Genomic DNA, 14,114 nt, shown 5'->3' with positions numbered 1-14,114 from the left:
TTTCCTTTGATTAAAGAGTGTCCGCTAAGCGTTGCGTTATCGCAGGCCGCAGCGTTGTATGCACCCACTGGGTAAACTCAGCCAGCGCTGGTTCATTGGAGAAGGTTAGCGCTAACAGGCTGTCTTCCAAGTGATTCAAAAAGTGTGGCAGGCGCTCAAGGTAGCCGCTTTTTTGATCACGCAGTGTTAAGCGGCAGAAAATCCCCAGCACTTTTAGCGAGCGTTGAGCAGCCATGGCGTGACATTGAGCTAAAAATGCAGCGGCGTCCACGCTCTTGGGAAGCCTGCCATCGAGACGGGCCTGCTGATAAAACGTGTTAACCAAGTCACTAAACTGTTCGCTGGTAAAGCGGCAGTAACGACCTCGCAATAGTGAGATAGCGTCATAGCTGAGCGGGCCGGCCACGGCGTCTTGAAAGTCGATCATAAACAGACGCTGGTCGTGCACCATCAGGTTCATGGCGTCGAAATCGCGATGGACGGTGACTACCGGCTGTGCCAAGGCTTGCTGAATAAGCTGTTCACGGAGGGGTTGCCAGCTTTCTGGCGTCGGCAGCTTTAACCAAGCGTTAAGACACCATTCAGGGAACAGGTCCAGCTCGCGGCTGAGCAACGCTGCATCATAGTTGGGTAATTCGGTGGGGCCTGCGCGGTTCTGCAGGTCAGCGATGAGTGTTAGTGCCTGTGTATGATAGGCCTGGGTGGTAACATCATCGCTAAACAGCGTTTGTAGTGGCGTGCACCCTAAATCTTCTAATAAAAGAAAACCGTCCGCTAAGTTGGCGGCATGCACCTTGGGGACCGGCAGCCCGGCACTATGCCAGCGTTTGGCGATGGTCACGAATGGCTGTGAGTCTTCCTGTTCGGGGGGGGCGTCCATGACCACCTGAGTGGTGCCATTAGGCAGTGTTAGGCGAAAATAGCGGCGAAAACTTGCATCGCCAACGGCGGATGAAAGCGAAATATCAGCCTCGGAAAGGCCGTTTTGTTGTGCCGCCCACGAAGTTAGGGCGTTAATCCGATATGAAGACATGCAAGCTCCTGGCTGGTCGGGCATCATGCTGGCTGTATAATACCGATTCTGGATGCCAAGGATAACGAACATGGGCAAGCGATTTTCGCGCACATTGCCGGTTGCGCATACATTAGTGGGCAGTTTGCTCGCAAGTGCCTCGTTTACGGCAGTGGCTCAAGGCCAGGTCATGTCCGCGGAAGCGTTAGATTGGCAGGCCTGGGAACAAGCTGAAGCGGCTGGTCAATTATGCCGCGGGCGGTATGTCATGCCCAGTTACCGTTTGCCCCCCGCAGATAACCCTGAAGCGCTCTCGCTGGAAGCCAGCGATGTCGACTATGCGGCGGATGGTGAGGCGCTCTTACGTGGCGATGTCGTCTTGCGGCGAGGCAATGAAGAGCTGGAAGCAGAACGGATATTTCTACCCGCTGACCGTCAGCAGGTCGATGCTGAAGGCAATATCGCGCTGCGCGATGGGTTGTCTCTGATTCGCGGCGATCAGGCCATGCTCAGGCTCAATGAAGATCGCGCCACACTGGGGAATAGCCAATTTGTGCTCTATGAGCAACATCTGCGTGGCCAAGCGGGTCAGTTGGAACAAACCGGCGAATCTCAGTACCGTTTACAAGATGCCAGTTTTACCACCTGCGATCCTGGCGCCAACAGCTGGCAGCTAGTGAGTAGCGATATTCAGCTGGATCAAGCATCAGGTTTTGGTACCGCGCGACATGCGCGCCTGCATGTGAAAGATATCCCCGTGTTTTACTGGCCATGGCTGCGCTTTCCTATTGACGATCGCCGTCACACTGGGCTGCTGTCGCCTTCTATAGGTTTCTCCGCAGATGGGCTCGATTATGCTCAGCCATTTTATTGGAATATTGCCCCTAACCATGATGCCACGATTACACCGCGTTGGATGACTGACCGCGGTTTGCTAATGAATGGTGAGTATCGCTACTTATTTTCTGAAAGCGAAGGCATCATTGAAGGCGGCTATTTGAGCAGTGATGATGGTGGCTCCGGCGGCGATGCGAATCGTTTTGAGGGCGATGATCGTTGGTATATTGATGCTCAGCATGCCGGGCGGGTAAGTGAGCGTAGCAACTATCAATTGCGTTATGGCGCAGCCAGCGATGGTCGCTACTTCGATGATTTTGGTGGCGAGTTTGGCAACAATGACCGCACCAGTATGGAGCGTTTGGCGCAGCTTGATTACCGTGGCGAGCGCTGGCAATTAGATGCCCGTGCCCAAGGGTATCAGCGCCTTGAAGATCCGTTGAGCGATCCCGATAAGCCTTTTTACCGGCTGCCAAGCCTAACGGCGAACTCTAACTGGAACCTGGGCAACGGCCTGTATAGCGAGTGGCGCTCGAATGCTACCTACTTCTGGCGCGATGTTGATGAAAGACTAGTGCCAGAGCGTGAAGCTGCCACCGGTAGTCGGATACATCTAACCCCCGCCTTTGGCTGGCGCTACGAGCAGCCTTGGGGCTATGTGGAGCCACGTACCGAGCTTTGGAATACGGCCTATCAGCTGGATTATGGCGAACGAGTCACCGATCGTGATGATTCACCCACACGCAGCACCGCGATTAGCTCAATTGATAGTGGATTAATATTTGAGCGTGAGTTGGAGCTGGCTGGCCGTGGTTATCGGCAAACGCTGGAACCGCGCCTTAACTACGCCTATGTGCCCCGCACGGATCAAAGCGAACTGCCTGAGTTTGATAGCCGCGAGCGTGCCTTCTCCTGGGATCAGCTATGGTCAGCGCATCGCTTTTCCGGCGCTGACCGTGTGGGCGACCTAAACCGGCTCTCCTATGGTGTACAGTCACGCTTGATGGAAGATGCCTCGGGTCGTGATCGGCTGACTTTCGGAGTAGGGCAAAGCGCTTATTTTGATGATCGTCGAATCGATAGCGATGGTGATCCCGACACACTCCCAGACCGCCCAGAAGATAATCCGAACGTTAACCCCGAAAGCTTTTACCAAGCTACTCGTGACCGTTCGCCGATAGTTTCTCGCCTTGATTGGCAGATTAATGAACGTTGGAGCAGTGGCTACGAGTGGCTCTACGATGATCAACGCCAACAGACCGAGCGTTCAAGCGTTGATGTGCGTTATCGTCATCCTGAAGGCCATGTAGTGAACCTTGGCTACCGTTGGGAGATCGAAGGGTTTGATCCAAGCGTCATACCTGGCGACGATGGCTTTCGCGATTACAATCGCGAGGAGTGGGACTTGTCGTTTGCATGGAAAGCCAGTACCAGCATTGATTTGATTGGCCGCTACCTGCACGATCAGTCTAATGATCGTTCGCTGGAGCAACTAGCGGGTGTGCAGTGGAATAATTGCTGTTACGGCCTGCAGCTCGTATGGCGGGAGTGGATTGATGATGCCGATACCGCTCGTATCGATGATGACTTTAATGATCGAGGGTTGTTTTTGCGTTTTGTATTCCGCGGCTTAGGCGGCGTTGGTCAAGAAGCGGACAGCTATTTTGAACAGACCATTCCTGGCTATCGCCCAACTACCCTATAACGACATCCATAGAATGGCGACTGAAAAGAGACGTGTTATGAAAATGAGAAAGCCCCTGCTAGCCCGTATGCAACAGCTCTCTGCAGGTAGCCTGCTAGCCCTATGCGTTGGTGCGGGCATTGCCCTTTCACCGCTCACGTTACATGCGCAAAACTTCCAAACCACCCAGCGTCAGGCACTAGATAGCGTAGTAGCCGTGGTTAATAACGGTGTGATTATGCGCAGCGAGTTAGACGACCGCATTGCCCAAATTGAGCAGCAGGCCCAGGCCCAGGGCGGTACACTGCCTCCGCGTTCCCAAATAGCCCCCCAGATGCTTGAGCGCATGGTGATGGAAGAGATTCAACTGCAGATGGCACGCGATGCTAATCTCAGTATTGATGACACCGAACTAAATCGCCAAGTGCGCACTATCGCTGAATCTAACGGCATGACCTTGGATGAATTTGCTGATGCGGTGGAAGCAGACGGTATGACGCTGGCCAGCGTACGCGACGATATTCGTCGTGAAATGCTGATGCGTCAGGTGCAGCAGCGTCAAATCAGTAATCGAGTGTCGGTCAGTGAGCGAGACGTTGAGCGCTTTTTAAGCCAGCAGGGCCAGTCAGGCGAACAGAACTTTATTGAAGAGACACGTGCCCGTCACGTACTCATTGCGTTGACGCCCAACCGCGACGAGGATCAGGCGCGAGCGCGGGCAGAAGAGGTCCGCCAGCGGTTATCTCAAGGCTCAGATTTTGCATCGGTGGCGCGAGAGTTTAGTGATGATAGCGGTACTGCGCTTAACGGTGGAGAGCTTGACTGGGTGCGCCCAGGCCAGACCGTTGCCCCCTTTGAAGAGGCGATGCGCGCGCTAGAGGTTAACCAGGTATCTCAGCCGGTACGCTCTCAGTTCGGCTATCACGTTATTGAAGTGCTGGATCGTCGGCGTCAGGACGTTACCCAGGAGAGCCAGCGCGAACAGGTTCGCCAAGCCATTTTTCAGCGTCGTGCCAATGAAGAGCTAGAGAGCTGGCAGCAAGAGATCCGCTCGCAAGCCTTTGTCGATATTCGTCTCTAATGGTCGCTAGTGCTTTGGCAGAAGGTAGTGCTTTGTTGATAGACAGCCCTTTGCCGGTAGTGGTTACTACCGGTGAGCCAGCGGGTATAGGTCCAGAGCTCACGCTGATACTAGCAGCGCAGAGTCAGTGGCCGGCCAATACGGTGGCGATTGGTGACCCTTCTATGCTGCGTGAGCGAGCAGCAGAACTTCAGTTAAACGTTACCGTCGTGGAGTGCTCACCCGGCGGTGAACTACCCCATGGCGCTACTCTTTTGCCTGTTTGGCCTGTTGCGCTTAACGTGCCTGCTACGCCCGGCTGCCTTAACCCCGCCAATGCTGACTATGTGTTAGCCACCTTGGCGCTGGCGGTTGAGGCATGCCAAGACGGTCACGCTGCTGCCATGGTGACTGCACCACTGCACAAAGGTGTGATCATTGAAGGCGGTCATCCAGGTTTTACTGGCCATACCGAATGGCTGCGCGATGCCTGTGGTGTCGAGGAAGTCGTGATGTTGCTCGCCACCGATGTGGCCCTGCATGCGACTGTTCCCAGTTGGCAAGGCAGCGGCGATTTGCGCGTCGCCCTGGTGACGACCCATCTGCCGCTGCGCAATGTGGCAGAGGCTATTACTTATGACCGAGTTACTCGCATCAGTCGCTTACTGGCGGCCGATTTACAGCGCCAGTTTGGGATTACCAAACCACGCATCGCCGTATGTGGTTTAAACCCCCACGCCGGCGAAGATGGGCATCTTGGGCGAGAAGAGTTGGATATTATCATTCCGGCACTTGATACATTGCGCGGCGAAGGCATGGATATTGTGGGTCCGCTGCCTGCGGATACGCTGTTTACCCCTCGACACTTAGTAGGTGTCGATGCCGTACTGGCGATGTACCATGATCAAGGCTTGGCGGTGTTAAAATACGCAGGCTTTGGTCAGGCTGCCAATATTACGCTGGGCCTTCCGCTGGTGCGCACCTCGGTCGACCATGGCACCGCCCTGGATCTTGCTGGTAAAGGCTTAGCTGATCCTGGCAGTTTAAAAGTAGCCATGACGCTTGCGCGCCGTTTGGCCTCGCAGCGTTTGCTGCAAAACACTCCCGATTGAATCTGCACTCCAAGGAATACCGCTTGATGTCTACTGTGCCCCAGCACCGCGCTCGTAAACGCTTTGGTCAAAACTTTTTACGTGACCTCGGCATTATTTCGCGGATCGTTCGCGCTGTTGGCCCGCGTTCGACAGACCGTCTTGTCGAAATCGGCCCAGGCCAAGGGGCATTGACCGAGCCGCTGCTGGAAGCGGCAGGCCATTTAGAAGTGATTGAGCTTGACCGTGACCTGATTCCCGGCCTGCGCGTCCAGTTTTTTAACTACCCTGACTTTGTGATCCATGAAGGCGATGCGCTAAAGTTTGATTTCGCGGCACTAAAAGGTGATGGGCCAGCGCTGCGTGTCGTGGGGAATCTGCCCTATAACATCTCTACACCGCTGATTGTCCACCTGCTAGCAGCGGGTGATGCAGTGGAAGACATGCACTTTATGCTGCAAAAAGAAGTGGTAGAGCGCTTAGCGGCAGAGCCCGGCGGGACAGATTGGGGGCGTCTCTCGGTGATGGCGCAGTACTACTGTCATGTTGAGCAGCTGTTTATTGTACCGCCGGAAGCTTTTGTGCCGAGGCCCAAAGTCGACTCCGCGATTGTGCGCTTAACGCCCCATGAGAAGCTGCCGCATGTCGCGGATGACCCAGCGTTATTGTTTGAGTTGGTTAAGCTGGCGTTTGGTCAGCGGCGTAAAACACTGCGCAATAACTTTAAAGGGCGGGTCGGCCCAGAGACGCTAGAAGACCTGGGTATTGACCCGATCCGCCGACCGCAAACCCTGAGCGTGGCGGAGTATGTCGCCATTGCCAATCGCGTTGCTGCCGATGAGCAGGCGAGTAACGAGAAGGGCACATCAGCGTGAGTGGCTTAGTCATTGAGGTCAGTGTTACACCCAGTTACCGTATAGATGAATCGAACGATTCAGAGTCGCGTTACGTGTTTAGCTATACCGTGACTGTGCAAAATAAAAGCCCCCATAGCGTTCAGCTTATGGCGCGCTACTGGAAAATCACCCAAGGCAGCGGAGATTGCCAGGAAGTGCGCGGTAAAGGCGTGGTGGGGCAGCAGCCACTGATTGGTCCCGGTCAGAGTTTCCGTTATACCAGCCGTGCAATTCTTCAGACGCCAGTAGGGGTAATGGAAGGTGCCTACACGTTGTTAGACACCTCGACTCAACGAGCCTTTGAAGTAGTGATCTCACCCTTCCGACTGGCCGCCCCGATGCAGCTTCATTAAGCGCTTTATGAAACAGCTGCAGGTTGGTCATCTTGCGCTAATCGGCTCCCCAAGTGGTCACAGAGGCGTAGAGCCAATTGCACCAAGGTTAATGTGGGGTTGGCATGGCCTCCACTGGCAAACACGCTGGAGCCCGCTACGTAGAAGTTATCCTGAGCAAATAAACGGCAATCGGGATTAACAATGCCTTCCTCGGCATTAAGACTCATACGCGTGCCGCCCATATGATGACGACCTGCTAGCTCACCATCGGTAGGCAGTTGCACAGGGGTATCGGCGAGCCAGTCAGCTAACTGCAAACGCCCCAGTTCATTAGCACGCAGGTAGTCGCCGAGCACTAGCATGCTTTCTCGAATGGTGTGGCGATCTAATTCTGATTGCCGCCATACCAGCCGGCTACGGGGAACACCCAGTTCATCTAGCTCATCGCTCAACTCAACGCGATTGTCATACTGGGGCTCTTGCTCCCAGGCAGCTCTCAATACTGCGCCGTGAATAACCTGGCCCTGGGCTTGCCAAGTGCTTAGCCGCCCAGCCAGTGTGGGCGCTTGCTCTGCGAGTTCGTCAGTTAGTTCCTGAGTAGCCTCTGGGTTCATACGATGCAAGCGTAGCCCGCAATTGAGAGTTTGACGTGAGGCGATAGTGCTAGCCGTGGGGGAAAGAAATACGTTGTACTCATCGTCCAGGCCGAGTGCTGCCGGATTGAAAAGCAGCGCTTTACCTACCGTGGCGTGAGGGTGCTCCATCCAATAACGGCCAAGGGTGTCATGCTGGGGAATAAGCTGCCCTTGGGTTTGTTGATTGCACCATAGCAGCAGTCGAGAGTTGTCAATGCCGCCGCAGGCCAGTACAAAGTAGCGTGCCCGCACCTGACGAAGGTCGCCTTGATAATTTTTGAATGTGGCACTGGTTACCTTGCCGTCTTGCGTTTCCAACGCGACTAAGTTAGCCGTCAGGCAGCATTCAAGTGTGGTCGACTCGCTAAGTGTCTCGGCATATTTATCTTTTAAGCGCGTCGGATTACCCAGTGAAAAATAGATGCGTTTTAGACCTGACCCCGGGATTGGCTGATCGGCAGGGGTAGGCGTTAAGTCAAGCATGCTCGCGGCAGCACGGTAGTACGGTGCCAAGGCATCGCGGCCGACTGGCCAAGCTGTCTCACTGGCGGCTGTTTTGGCGCTAAAATCGTAGCGGTCCAAAGGGCGGCAAACGCCTCCCCAGTGGTTGGTCGACCCGCCTAAATAGCGTAGCCGAGCACCATACAATGGAATATAAGCATCGCCGACAGTTTCGCCCCGGTAGCTGTCTTGAGAGCGTTCACTATAGTCGGCGTCACCGCCCTCACAGAGCAGCACACGATGCCCTTGCTTGCTCAACGTGATTGCCATGGAAATGCCTGCAGCACCCCCGCCAATAATGCATACATCCACGTCATTGCTATGTTCGCTGATATCCTCGAAATCGATATACATCAGCGGTCACTGGCATTCAGCAGCCAGCCATTTACCATAACGGCAGCGGGGGGTTTAGATGTCTTAGCGGTGTTGGCCTGCGCGACAGGCAGTAAGGCGGTGCCGGGCAGCAGTAACGCACCGATACCGGCAAGTGTTGCCACTTTCAGTAGTCCACGTCGGGTATGATCCGTTGTCATCGTCGTATTGTTTTCCTTAACAGCGGCGAGGCAGAGGCTTCGCTGAGCACGTTGGTTTCTTGGAGGTTGTTTATAGTGGCGCAGGTTGGCTGTTTGCACCAGTTCAATTGTCACATTAAGCACCAGCCCCCCATGGTGGGCGTTAGGCAAGCATGGGGATGTTACTATTTAGCAAACTCATCTAATCAAAGGCCCTTGCATGAGTACCTACGCAATCGGCGATTTACACGGCTGTCACCAAGAATTTATAGCGTTACTTGATCAGCTGAGCTTCAACCCCTCGCGAGATACTCTTTGGCTAGTGGGCGATTTGATCAATCGTGGGCCAGCTTCACTTGAGTGTCTGCAAGAAGTAAAGGCATTGGGTAGCGCTGCGCGTACGGTGTTGGGTAACCACGATTTTCATTTGTTAGTGGCCGCTCGAGGCGGTGGCAAACTGAAAAAAAATGATACTTTGAGTGATGTTCTTAAAGCCCCTGATCGAGAGGGGCTGCTGGATTGGTTACAGAGCCTGCCGTTAAGCGTTCATGAGGGCAATAAAGTAATGACACATGCGGGGCTGCTTCCCCAGTGGGGCGTGGCACAAGCCGAAGCCTTAGGCCGGGAGGTGCAGGAGGCACTTGCCAGTGAAACGTCCGGTGATTTTTTAACTCGGCTATTTGGTAATCAGCCGGATAGTTGGCAAGACGATTTAGACGGCATGGAGCGACTGAGGTTGATCGTCAATGTCTTCACCCGGATGCGTTTTATTGATACCCATGGGCGTTTAGAGTTTGCGGCAAAAGAGGGGTTGGAAAGTGCTCCAAAAGGCTTTCAGCCCTGGTTTCAATATCCTCGTACCGATGATGCTCACCTGTTGTTTGGCCACTGGGCAGCACTGGAAGGTAAAGTCCCGCAGGCACGCGTGACCGTCGAGGCGTTAGACACTGGCTGCGTATGGGGTGGGCGTTTAACGGCACTCAACCTTGCTAACGGCGAGCGTATAAGTGTGCCCAGCCAGCAGGTAAACTAGCAGTAGGGGAAATAGAGAACACCATGGAAAAGAGTGGCACAGAAACACGCGCTGATTCTCGCTTAGCGGGCCTTAAGGTCTATCGTGTGGGAGGCGCAGTGCGCGACGCTTTACTAGGTTGCCCCGTCTACGATAACGACTGGGTGGTGGTGGGCGCCACGCCAGATGATATGCGCAAGCGTGGTTTTAAACCGGTGGGCCGTGACTTTCCGGTTTTTCTGCACCCTGAAACGGCCGAAGAGTATGCCTTGGCTCGCACAGAACGTAAGTCCGGCCACGGCTATGCGGGGTTCGAGGTCCACGCAAGTCCCGATGTAACGCTGGAAGAGGATCTGCTGCGGCGTGATTTGACCATCAACGCCATTGCCGAGAGCAGCGAGGGCGCTTTGACCGACCCGTTTGATGGGCGGGGGGATATTGAACAGCGCGTGCTGAGACATATCTCATCAGCCTTTAGTGAAGACCCGCTGCGGGTGTTGCGTACCGCCCGCTTTCTGGCCCGCTACGCGTCGCTGGGGTTCACGATTGCGCCCGAGACCCTGGCGCTGATGCGTGAGGTAAGTCACAGCGGTGAGCTTGAGCACTTGGCCGCCGAACGGGTGTGGGTAGAGACCGAAAAGGCGCTGGGCGAGCCAAGTCCAGAGGTCTATTTTACGACCTTAAAACGCTGTGATGCTCTCGCTATTTGGTGGCCGGAGCTAAAAGAAGAACTGCTAAAACAAGGCTTGGTTGCGATGGCGAAGACGCCTGATGCCGGTGCGTCAGCAGTGTCCCACTGGCGCTATGCACAGTTGGTGTCGCCGCTGAGTGACGAACAGCGAGAAGCTTTAGCGGAGCGGTTAAAACTGCCTAATGCAGTGTCCCAGCTTGCTCGCCATGCCGCGCTTACCCATAAATTGCTAGATTCCGCGCTGAGTGGCCCGAACGTACTGTTCTGGCTGGAGCGTTTGGATAGCTGGCGCAAACCTGCCCAGGTGGAGGAGCAGTTGGCCTTGGTGAATGTGCTCGCGCCTGAGCAGGTCCGGCGACTTGATAGCGCTTGGCAATCTGCACGTAAGGTCAGCCCTCAGGCATTAATAGCGGAAGGGTATCAAGGGGCAGCACTGGGGGAGGCATTGCGAGAGCGACGTGGGCAAGCCGTAGCGGCTGCGCTAGCGTAGCGGGCTTGTCAGAAAGTTATCGTCTTACAGTGGCAAGCTGTGGTTGAGCATCAGCCTGGGAGACCCAGCGTCCGCGCCAGCGAAAATCGATCGGCCAAAGCCGCTGACTGCCTACTTCGAAGGCTTCCCATAGTGTTGCATAGGCCTTGCCACAGAGAGGATGGCGCTCAGTGGGCAGTAGCTCAGCAAGCGGCTGCAAGACAAAGGCGTTGTCGGTTATTTCACCACGCGGTAGTAAAACCTCGTCGATGATGCCGCAGGTATTGCCCACGGTGAGCAGATCAATATCCAGCGCCCGAGGGCTAAACTTAGCCGTGCTGGGCAGTCTGCCATGTTCCGCCTCAAGCTGTTTTGCCCAAGCCTGAAGTTCGCCGGGTGTCCAATCGCTGTGAAAGGCGACCACTAAATTATAGAAATTACGGCTGTCAGCAAAACCAACAGGCTCGCTTTCAAATACACGGGAGATCTGTAAGTGGCCGAAGGTATCGGCAAGCGCATCCAGGCAGCAGAGAATATGTTGAGTGGGATTAATATTGCTACCTAAGCTAACGGTCACTAGATTCATGCGCCGGATACCTGCGTTGCCTCCGGCAGGTTGCCGCGAGTAATTTCCAGGCCAACGCTTCGGGCATTGGGTACTGCGCCCGGCTTACGCACCGTTAGGCGCAGCCAAGTAATCGGAAATTCTGTTCGTAAACACTCCGCGAGACGTTCGGCAAAGGTTTCCACCAAAGCAAATTGATGAGCGTCGGCAAACTGCTGGATACGCATGCAAATGGCGGCGTAATCCAAGGTGAGGTGTAAATCATCGGTGGCTGCTGCCGAGCGAATATCGGTGGCCAGCGCCAGATCTAAGCTCAATGACTGTTGAATCGAACGCTCCCAATCGTACGCGCCAATGACGGTCTCAACGCTTAACGCTTCAATCAAAATGCGGTCCATTTGCCTTCTCCCTGCTGCAACAAGCCGGGGATTGTACGTTAGGATGGGTGTGAACGACAGCGAGTAGGGCTATCGAGATGGTCTATAAAGCGAGCATGCAGCCATGGTATGGATAGTAGTGGGCTATTTAAGCGGTAGCTGGTTAGCGGCACTGAGCGTCTGCCGTTTGGCTGGCGTGGGCGATCCCCGCCAACATGGCTCGTTCAATCCTGGCTTTTCCAACGTGTTACGTCTTTATGGTCCGCGCTTAGCGGCAGCCACGCTGGTGCTGGACGCCTTGAAGGGTATGCCTGCCGTGCTAGGGGCAAAAATAATGAGCTGTCCGGTATGGTTGCAGGGGGTGGTGGGGCTTGCGGTCCTGCTCGGCCACAGTTTTCCACTGTGGTATGGCTTTCGTGGCGGTAAGGCGGTTGCCAGTGCCTTTGGCGTGCTATTGGTGTTGGTGCCTAAAGTGGCGCTACTAAGCGCGCTGATTTGGGCGCTATTGGCATGGCGGTTAAGAACGGCAGCCATGGCCTCATTGGTGAGCGCTGCGGCAGCGCCGCTAATATGCGCTTGGTTTACGCCGCAATATGTCTTGGTCGTGGGAGGGTTCAGCCTACTGGTGCTGGCCCGCCATGGGCTTAATATTCGCCGCCTTCGCCGCGGTGAAGAGCCGCCGTTTCGCGGCTCTTAATTTGTGGCGCTTAATAGGTGATTAGCGTTGATCGGCAGATGCTGGCGGCGTCAGTTGATCGAGCGGCCAGCGGGGCGTTGCCTGTATGATGCCTGGGGCATCGCACTCGCCAGCGGCCAAGCGTTGCGCACCCACGTAGGCAATCATTGCGCCGTTGTCAGTGCAGAAGCGACCGCGCGGGTAGTAGGCGCGGGCTTGGCGCTTTTCGCACTCCGCGTGAAGCCGTTCGCGTAGGCGCTGATTAGCGCTGACACCGCCTGCAACCACCAGGCGTTTTAGGCCGGTTTGGTCTAGCGCCCGCCGACACTTTATTACCAATGTATCAACCACGGCCTCCTCAAAGGCGCGGGCAATATCAGCGCGGGCTTGGTCGTCGAGTTCATTGGCGGTGTCTAGCTGGCGGATTGCCGTCATAGTGTGGGTTTTTAATCCCGAAAAGCTGAAGTCGAGCCCAGGTCTGTCGGTCATTGGCCTAGGAAAGCGAAACCGTTTGGGATTGCCCTGTTCGGCGAGCTTGGCGACCTGAGGCCCACCTGGGTAGGCTAGCCCTAACATCTTGGCGGCTTTGTCAAAGGCTTCACCGGCGGCGTCATCGACAGACTCGCCGAGCAGTTGATAGCGCCCTAGTCCTTTTACCTCAACCAGTTGGGTATGGCCGCCAGAGACTAATAGCGCCACGAAAGGAAATTCAGGCGGCTCATCTTCCAGCATAGGTGCCAACAGGTGGCCTTCCATATGATGCACGCCGAGTACGGGAATATTAAGCGCGCGAGCCATGCCGTGGGCCGTGCTGGCGCCCACCATCAAAGCGCCAACCAAACCAGGCCCGGCAGTATAGGTGATGCCGTCTAAATCCTGACGCGTCAGCTGGGCGTCGCTGAGTACCTGCTCAATCAACGGCAGCAGTTTACGGGTGTGATCGCGAGAGGCAAGTTCGGGCACCACACCACCAAATTCCGCGTGCATGGCAATTTGGCTATACAGCGCATCGGCCAGCAGCCCCTTGCCACCTGTCATCGAGGTGTCGTAAAGCGCGACGCCAGTTTCATCGCAGGATGTTTCAATGCCCAAAACACGCATAAAAAAGGGACTCTTTGAAGGTTCTGTTTAAGCGTTCTATGCAGATGCCGCAGTGAAAAAAATATAAGGCCAATAGTTTAGCATTGTCGTTGCCTGCGAGCGTAAGCATTTGCAAAGATGGCCAACGGAGACTAGACTACTGTGCGCTGTAAAACTGGGTCGTACACCGCATGCTTAATCGCTAATGGCAGTGTACGTACTATCCGAACTCAAGACTCCTTAAGGTAGGTGAGTGCTTAATGCCTTCTGTAAAAGTACGTGATAACGAGCCGTTTGACGTCGCCCTGCGTCGCTTCAAGCGTTCTTGCGAAAAAGCCGGTGTTCTTTCCGAAGTACGCCGCCGCGAGCACTATGAGAAGCCGACTGCTGAGCGTAAACGCAAAGCGGCAGCTGCCGTAAAACGCCACGCTAAGAAAGTGCAGCGTGAGCAAAAGCGTTTCGAACGGCTCTATTGATCCGTACCCGAGGGGGCCGGAGCAGTTAGCTGGTCGTCTCAAGAGGGATGCCAAGCGGCCGCCACTAGGTGGCCGTTTGTTTTTTTGACTAATCATTGCTGATTAAGTCCATCGCTGTTTAAGGTGATCTGGCAATGGGTCCGATGACCCTAAGCTGTGGTTTATAACGTCAGCGAATCAGCGCTATGCGCGAGGATGCCCGCAG

15 protein-coding genes are annotated in these 14,114 nt (G+C 55.1%); 9 read left to right on the top strand and 6 right to left on the bottom strand.

The features are described from left to right. Nucleotides 1-10: 10 nt before the first annotated feature. Nucleotides 11-1,033, bottom strand: a complete 1,023-nt coding sequence (locus ACQKE4_RS04225) for an aminoglycoside phosphotransferase family protein (protein ID WP_427387046.1) — start codon at nt 1,031-1,033, stop codon at nt 11-13. Between the two features lie 70 nt (nt 1,034-1,103). Between ACQKE4_RS04225 and ACQKE4_RS04220 the strand changes: the two genes are divergently transcribed. From ACQKE4_RS04220 to apaG, 5 genes are read left to right on the top strand one after another with little or no spacing between them, the layout of a single operon-like run. Further along, the gene (locus tag ACQKE4_RS04220; RefSeq protein ID WP_427387045.1) at nt 1,104-3,554 is read left to right on the top strand and encodes an LPS-assembly protein LptD; all 2,451 of its coding nucleotides are present in this window, start codon (nt 1,104-1,106) and stop codon (nt 3,552-3,554) included. A 37-nt stretch (nt 3,555-3,591) separates the two neighbouring features. After that, nucleotides 3,592-4,614, top strand: a complete 1,023-nt coding sequence (locus tag ACQKE4_RS04215; protein ID WP_427387044.1) for a peptidylprolyl isomerase — start codon at nt 3,592-3,594, stop codon at nt 4,612-4,614. After that, entirely contained in the window at nt 4,614-5,705 is a 1,092-nt protein-coding gene (gene pdxA, locus ACQKE4_RS04210; protein ID WP_427387043.1) for a 4-hydroxythreonine-4-phosphate dehydrogenase PdxA, read from the top strand. The genes ACQKE4_RS04215 and pdxA overlap by 1 nt, the downstream gene beginning before the upstream one ends. A 26-nt stretch (nt 5,706-5,731) precedes the next feature. After that, nucleotides 5,732-6,559, top strand: a complete 828-nt coding sequence (rsmA, locus tag ACQKE4_RS04205; protein WP_427387042.1) for a 16S rRNA (adenine(1518)-N(6)/adenine(1519)-N(6))-dimethyltransferase RsmA — start codon at nt 5,732-5,734, stop codon at nt 6,557-6,559. Then, nucleotides 6,556-6,933 carry a Co2+/Mg2+ efflux protein ApaG gene (gene apaG, locus ACQKE4_RS04200; protein WP_427387041.1) on the top strand — a complete coding sequence of 126 codons (378 nt, stop codon included), beginning with the start codon at nt 6,556-6,558 and terminating at the stop codon, nt 6,931-6,933. The genes rsmA and apaG overlap by 4 nt, the downstream gene beginning before the upstream one ends. Before the next feature lie 5 nt (nt 6,934-6,938). Here the strand turns inward: apaG and ACQKE4_RS04195 are convergent, their stop codons facing one another. Together ACQKE4_RS04195 and ACQKE4_RS04190 are read right to left on the bottom strand one after the other, a co-directional pair. Beyond that, entirely contained in the window at nt 6,939-8,405 is a 1,467-nt protein-coding gene (locus ACQKE4_RS04195; protein ID WP_427387040.1) for an FAD-dependent oxidoreductase, read from the bottom strand. After that, on the bottom strand, nt 8,405-8,584 hold the full coding sequence (locus ACQKE4_RS04190) for a hypothetical protein (protein ID WP_427387039.1): 180 nt from the start codon (nt 8,582-8,584) through the stop codon (nt 8,405-8,407). The genes ACQKE4_RS04195 and ACQKE4_RS04190 overlap by 1 nt, the downstream gene beginning before the upstream one ends. Nucleotides 8,585-8,783: 199 nt before the next feature. Between ACQKE4_RS04190 and ACQKE4_RS04185 the strand changes: the two genes are divergently transcribed. Beyond that, nucleotides 8,784-9,596, top strand: a complete 813-nt coding sequence (locus ACQKE4_RS04185; protein WP_427387038.1) for a symmetrical bis(5'-nucleosyl)-tetraphosphatase — start codon at nt 8,784-8,786, stop codon at nt 9,594-9,596. Nucleotides 9,597-9,619: 23 nt separating this feature from the next. Then, nucleotides 9,620-10,756, top strand: coding sequence for a polynucleotide adenylyltransferase (locus ACQKE4_RS04180; protein WP_427387037.1), 1,137 nt, complete (start codon nt 9,620-9,622; stop codon nt 10,754-10,756). Between the two features lie 16 nt (nt 10,757-10,772). On the opposite strand, the gene folK is transcribed toward ACQKE4_RS04180, so the two are convergent. Together folK and folB are read right to left on the bottom strand one after the other, a co-directional pair. After that, nucleotides 10,773-11,321: a 2-amino-4-hydroxy-6-hydroxymethyldihydropteridine diphosphokinase gene (gene folK / locus ACQKE4_RS04175; RefSeq protein WP_427387036.1), complete on the bottom strand. Its 549-nt coding sequence runs from the start codon at nt 11,319-11,321 to the stop codon at nt 10,773-10,775. Beyond that, a complete protein-coding gene (gene folB, locus ACQKE4_RS04170) occupies nt 11,318-11,698 on the bottom strand; it encodes a dihydroneopterin aldolase (RefSeq protein ID WP_427387035.1) in 381 nt (126 codons plus the stop codon). Before folB ends, folK begins: the two co-directional genes overlap by 4 nt. Nucleotides 11,699-11,801: 103 nt before the next feature. On the opposite strand from folB, the gene plsY reads away from it, so the two are divergent. Continuing rightward, nucleotides 11,802-12,374: a glycerol-3-phosphate 1-O-acyltransferase PlsY gene (gene plsY / locus ACQKE4_RS04165; RefSeq protein WP_427387034.1), complete on the top strand. Its 573-nt coding sequence runs from the start codon at nt 11,802-11,804 to the stop codon at nt 12,372-12,374. A gap of 21 nt (nt 12,375-12,395) precedes the next feature. Here plsY and tsaD read toward each other — a convergent pair whose 3' ends face one another. Then, complete coding sequence (gene tsaD / locus ACQKE4_RS04160; protein WP_427387033.1) at nt 12,396-13,454, bottom strand: tRNA (adenosine(37)-N6)-threonylcarbamoyltransferase complex transferase subunit TsaD; 1,059 nt, start codon at nt 13,452-13,454, stop codon at nt 12,396-12,398. Nucleotides 13,455-13,693: 239 nt separating this feature from the next. Here tsaD and rpsU point away from each other — a divergent pair, with 239 nt between their 5' ends. Beyond that, entirely contained in the window at nt 13,694-13,909 is a 216-nt protein-coding gene (gene rpsU / locus ACQKE4_RS04155) for a 30S ribosomal protein S21 (RefSeq protein ID WP_008956349.1), read from the top strand. Nucleotides 13,910-14,114: the final 205 nt, after the last annotated feature.

The organism is Halomonas sp. NPDC076908 (genome assembly GCF_050269715.1).
Lineage (GTDB): Bacteria > Pseudomonadota > Gammaproteobacteria > Pseudomonadales > Halomonadaceae > Vreelandella.
This window is presented reverse-complemented; position numbering and strand designations above follow the sequence as displayed.

What these genes read in the sequence shown, in the direction of transcription:
- ACQKE4_RS04225 (WP_427387046.1), bottom strand. Translation starts at nt 1,033, where the DNA reads ATGTCTTCATATCGGATTAACGCCCTAACTTCGTGGGCGGCACAACAA.
- ACQKE4_RS04220 (WP_427387045.1), top strand. Translation starts at nt 1,104, where the DNA reads ATGGGCAAGCGATTTTCGCGCACATTGCCGGTTGCGCATACATTAGTG.
- ACQKE4_RS04215 (WP_427387044.1), top strand. Translation starts at nt 3,592, where the DNA reads ATGAAAATGAGAAAGCCCCTGCTAGCCCGTATGCAACAGCTCTCTGCA.
- pdxA (WP_427387043.1), top strand. Translation starts at nt 4,614, where the DNA reads ATGGTCGCTAGTGCTTTGGCAGAAGGTAGTGCTTTGTTGATAGACAGC.
- rsmA (WP_427387042.1), top strand. Translation starts at nt 5,732, where the DNA reads ATGTCTACTGTGCCCCAGCACCGCGCTCGTAAACGCTTTGGTCAAAAC.
- ACQKE4_RS04195 (WP_427387040.1), bottom strand. Translation starts at nt 8,405, where the DNA reads ATGTATATCGATTTCGAGGATATCAGCGAACATAGCAATGACGTGGAT.
- ACQKE4_RS04190 (WP_427387039.1), bottom strand. Translation starts at nt 8,584, where the DNA reads ATGACAACGGATCATACCCGACGTGGACTACTGAAAGTGGCAACACTT.
- ACQKE4_RS04185 (WP_427387038.1), top strand. Translation starts at nt 8,784, where the DNA reads ATGAGTACCTACGCAATCGGCGATTTACACGGCTGTCACCAAGAATTT.
- ACQKE4_RS04180 (WP_427387037.1), top strand. Translation starts at nt 9,620, where the DNA reads ATGGAAAAGAGTGGCACAGAAACACGCGCTGATTCTCGCTTAGCGGGC.
- folK (WP_427387036.1), bottom strand. Translation starts at nt 11,321, where the DNA reads ATGAATCTAGTGACCGTTAGCTTAGGTAGCAATATTAATCCCACTCAA.
- folB (WP_427387035.1), bottom strand. Translation starts at nt 11,698, where the DNA reads ATGGACCGCATTTTGATTGAAGCGTTAAGCGTTGAGACCGTCATTGGC.
- plsY (WP_427387034.1), top strand. Translation starts at nt 11,802, where the DNA reads ATGGTATGGATAGTAGTGGGCTATTTAAGCGGTAGCTGGTTAGCGGCA.
- tsaD (WP_427387033.1), bottom strand. Translation starts at nt 13,454, where the DNA reads ATGCGTGTTTTGGGCATTGAAACATCCTGCGATGAAACTGGCGTCGCG.
- rpsU (WP_008956349.1), top strand. Translation starts at nt 13,694, where the DNA reads ATGCCTTCTGTAAAAGTACGTGATAACGAGCCGTTTGACGTCGCCCTG.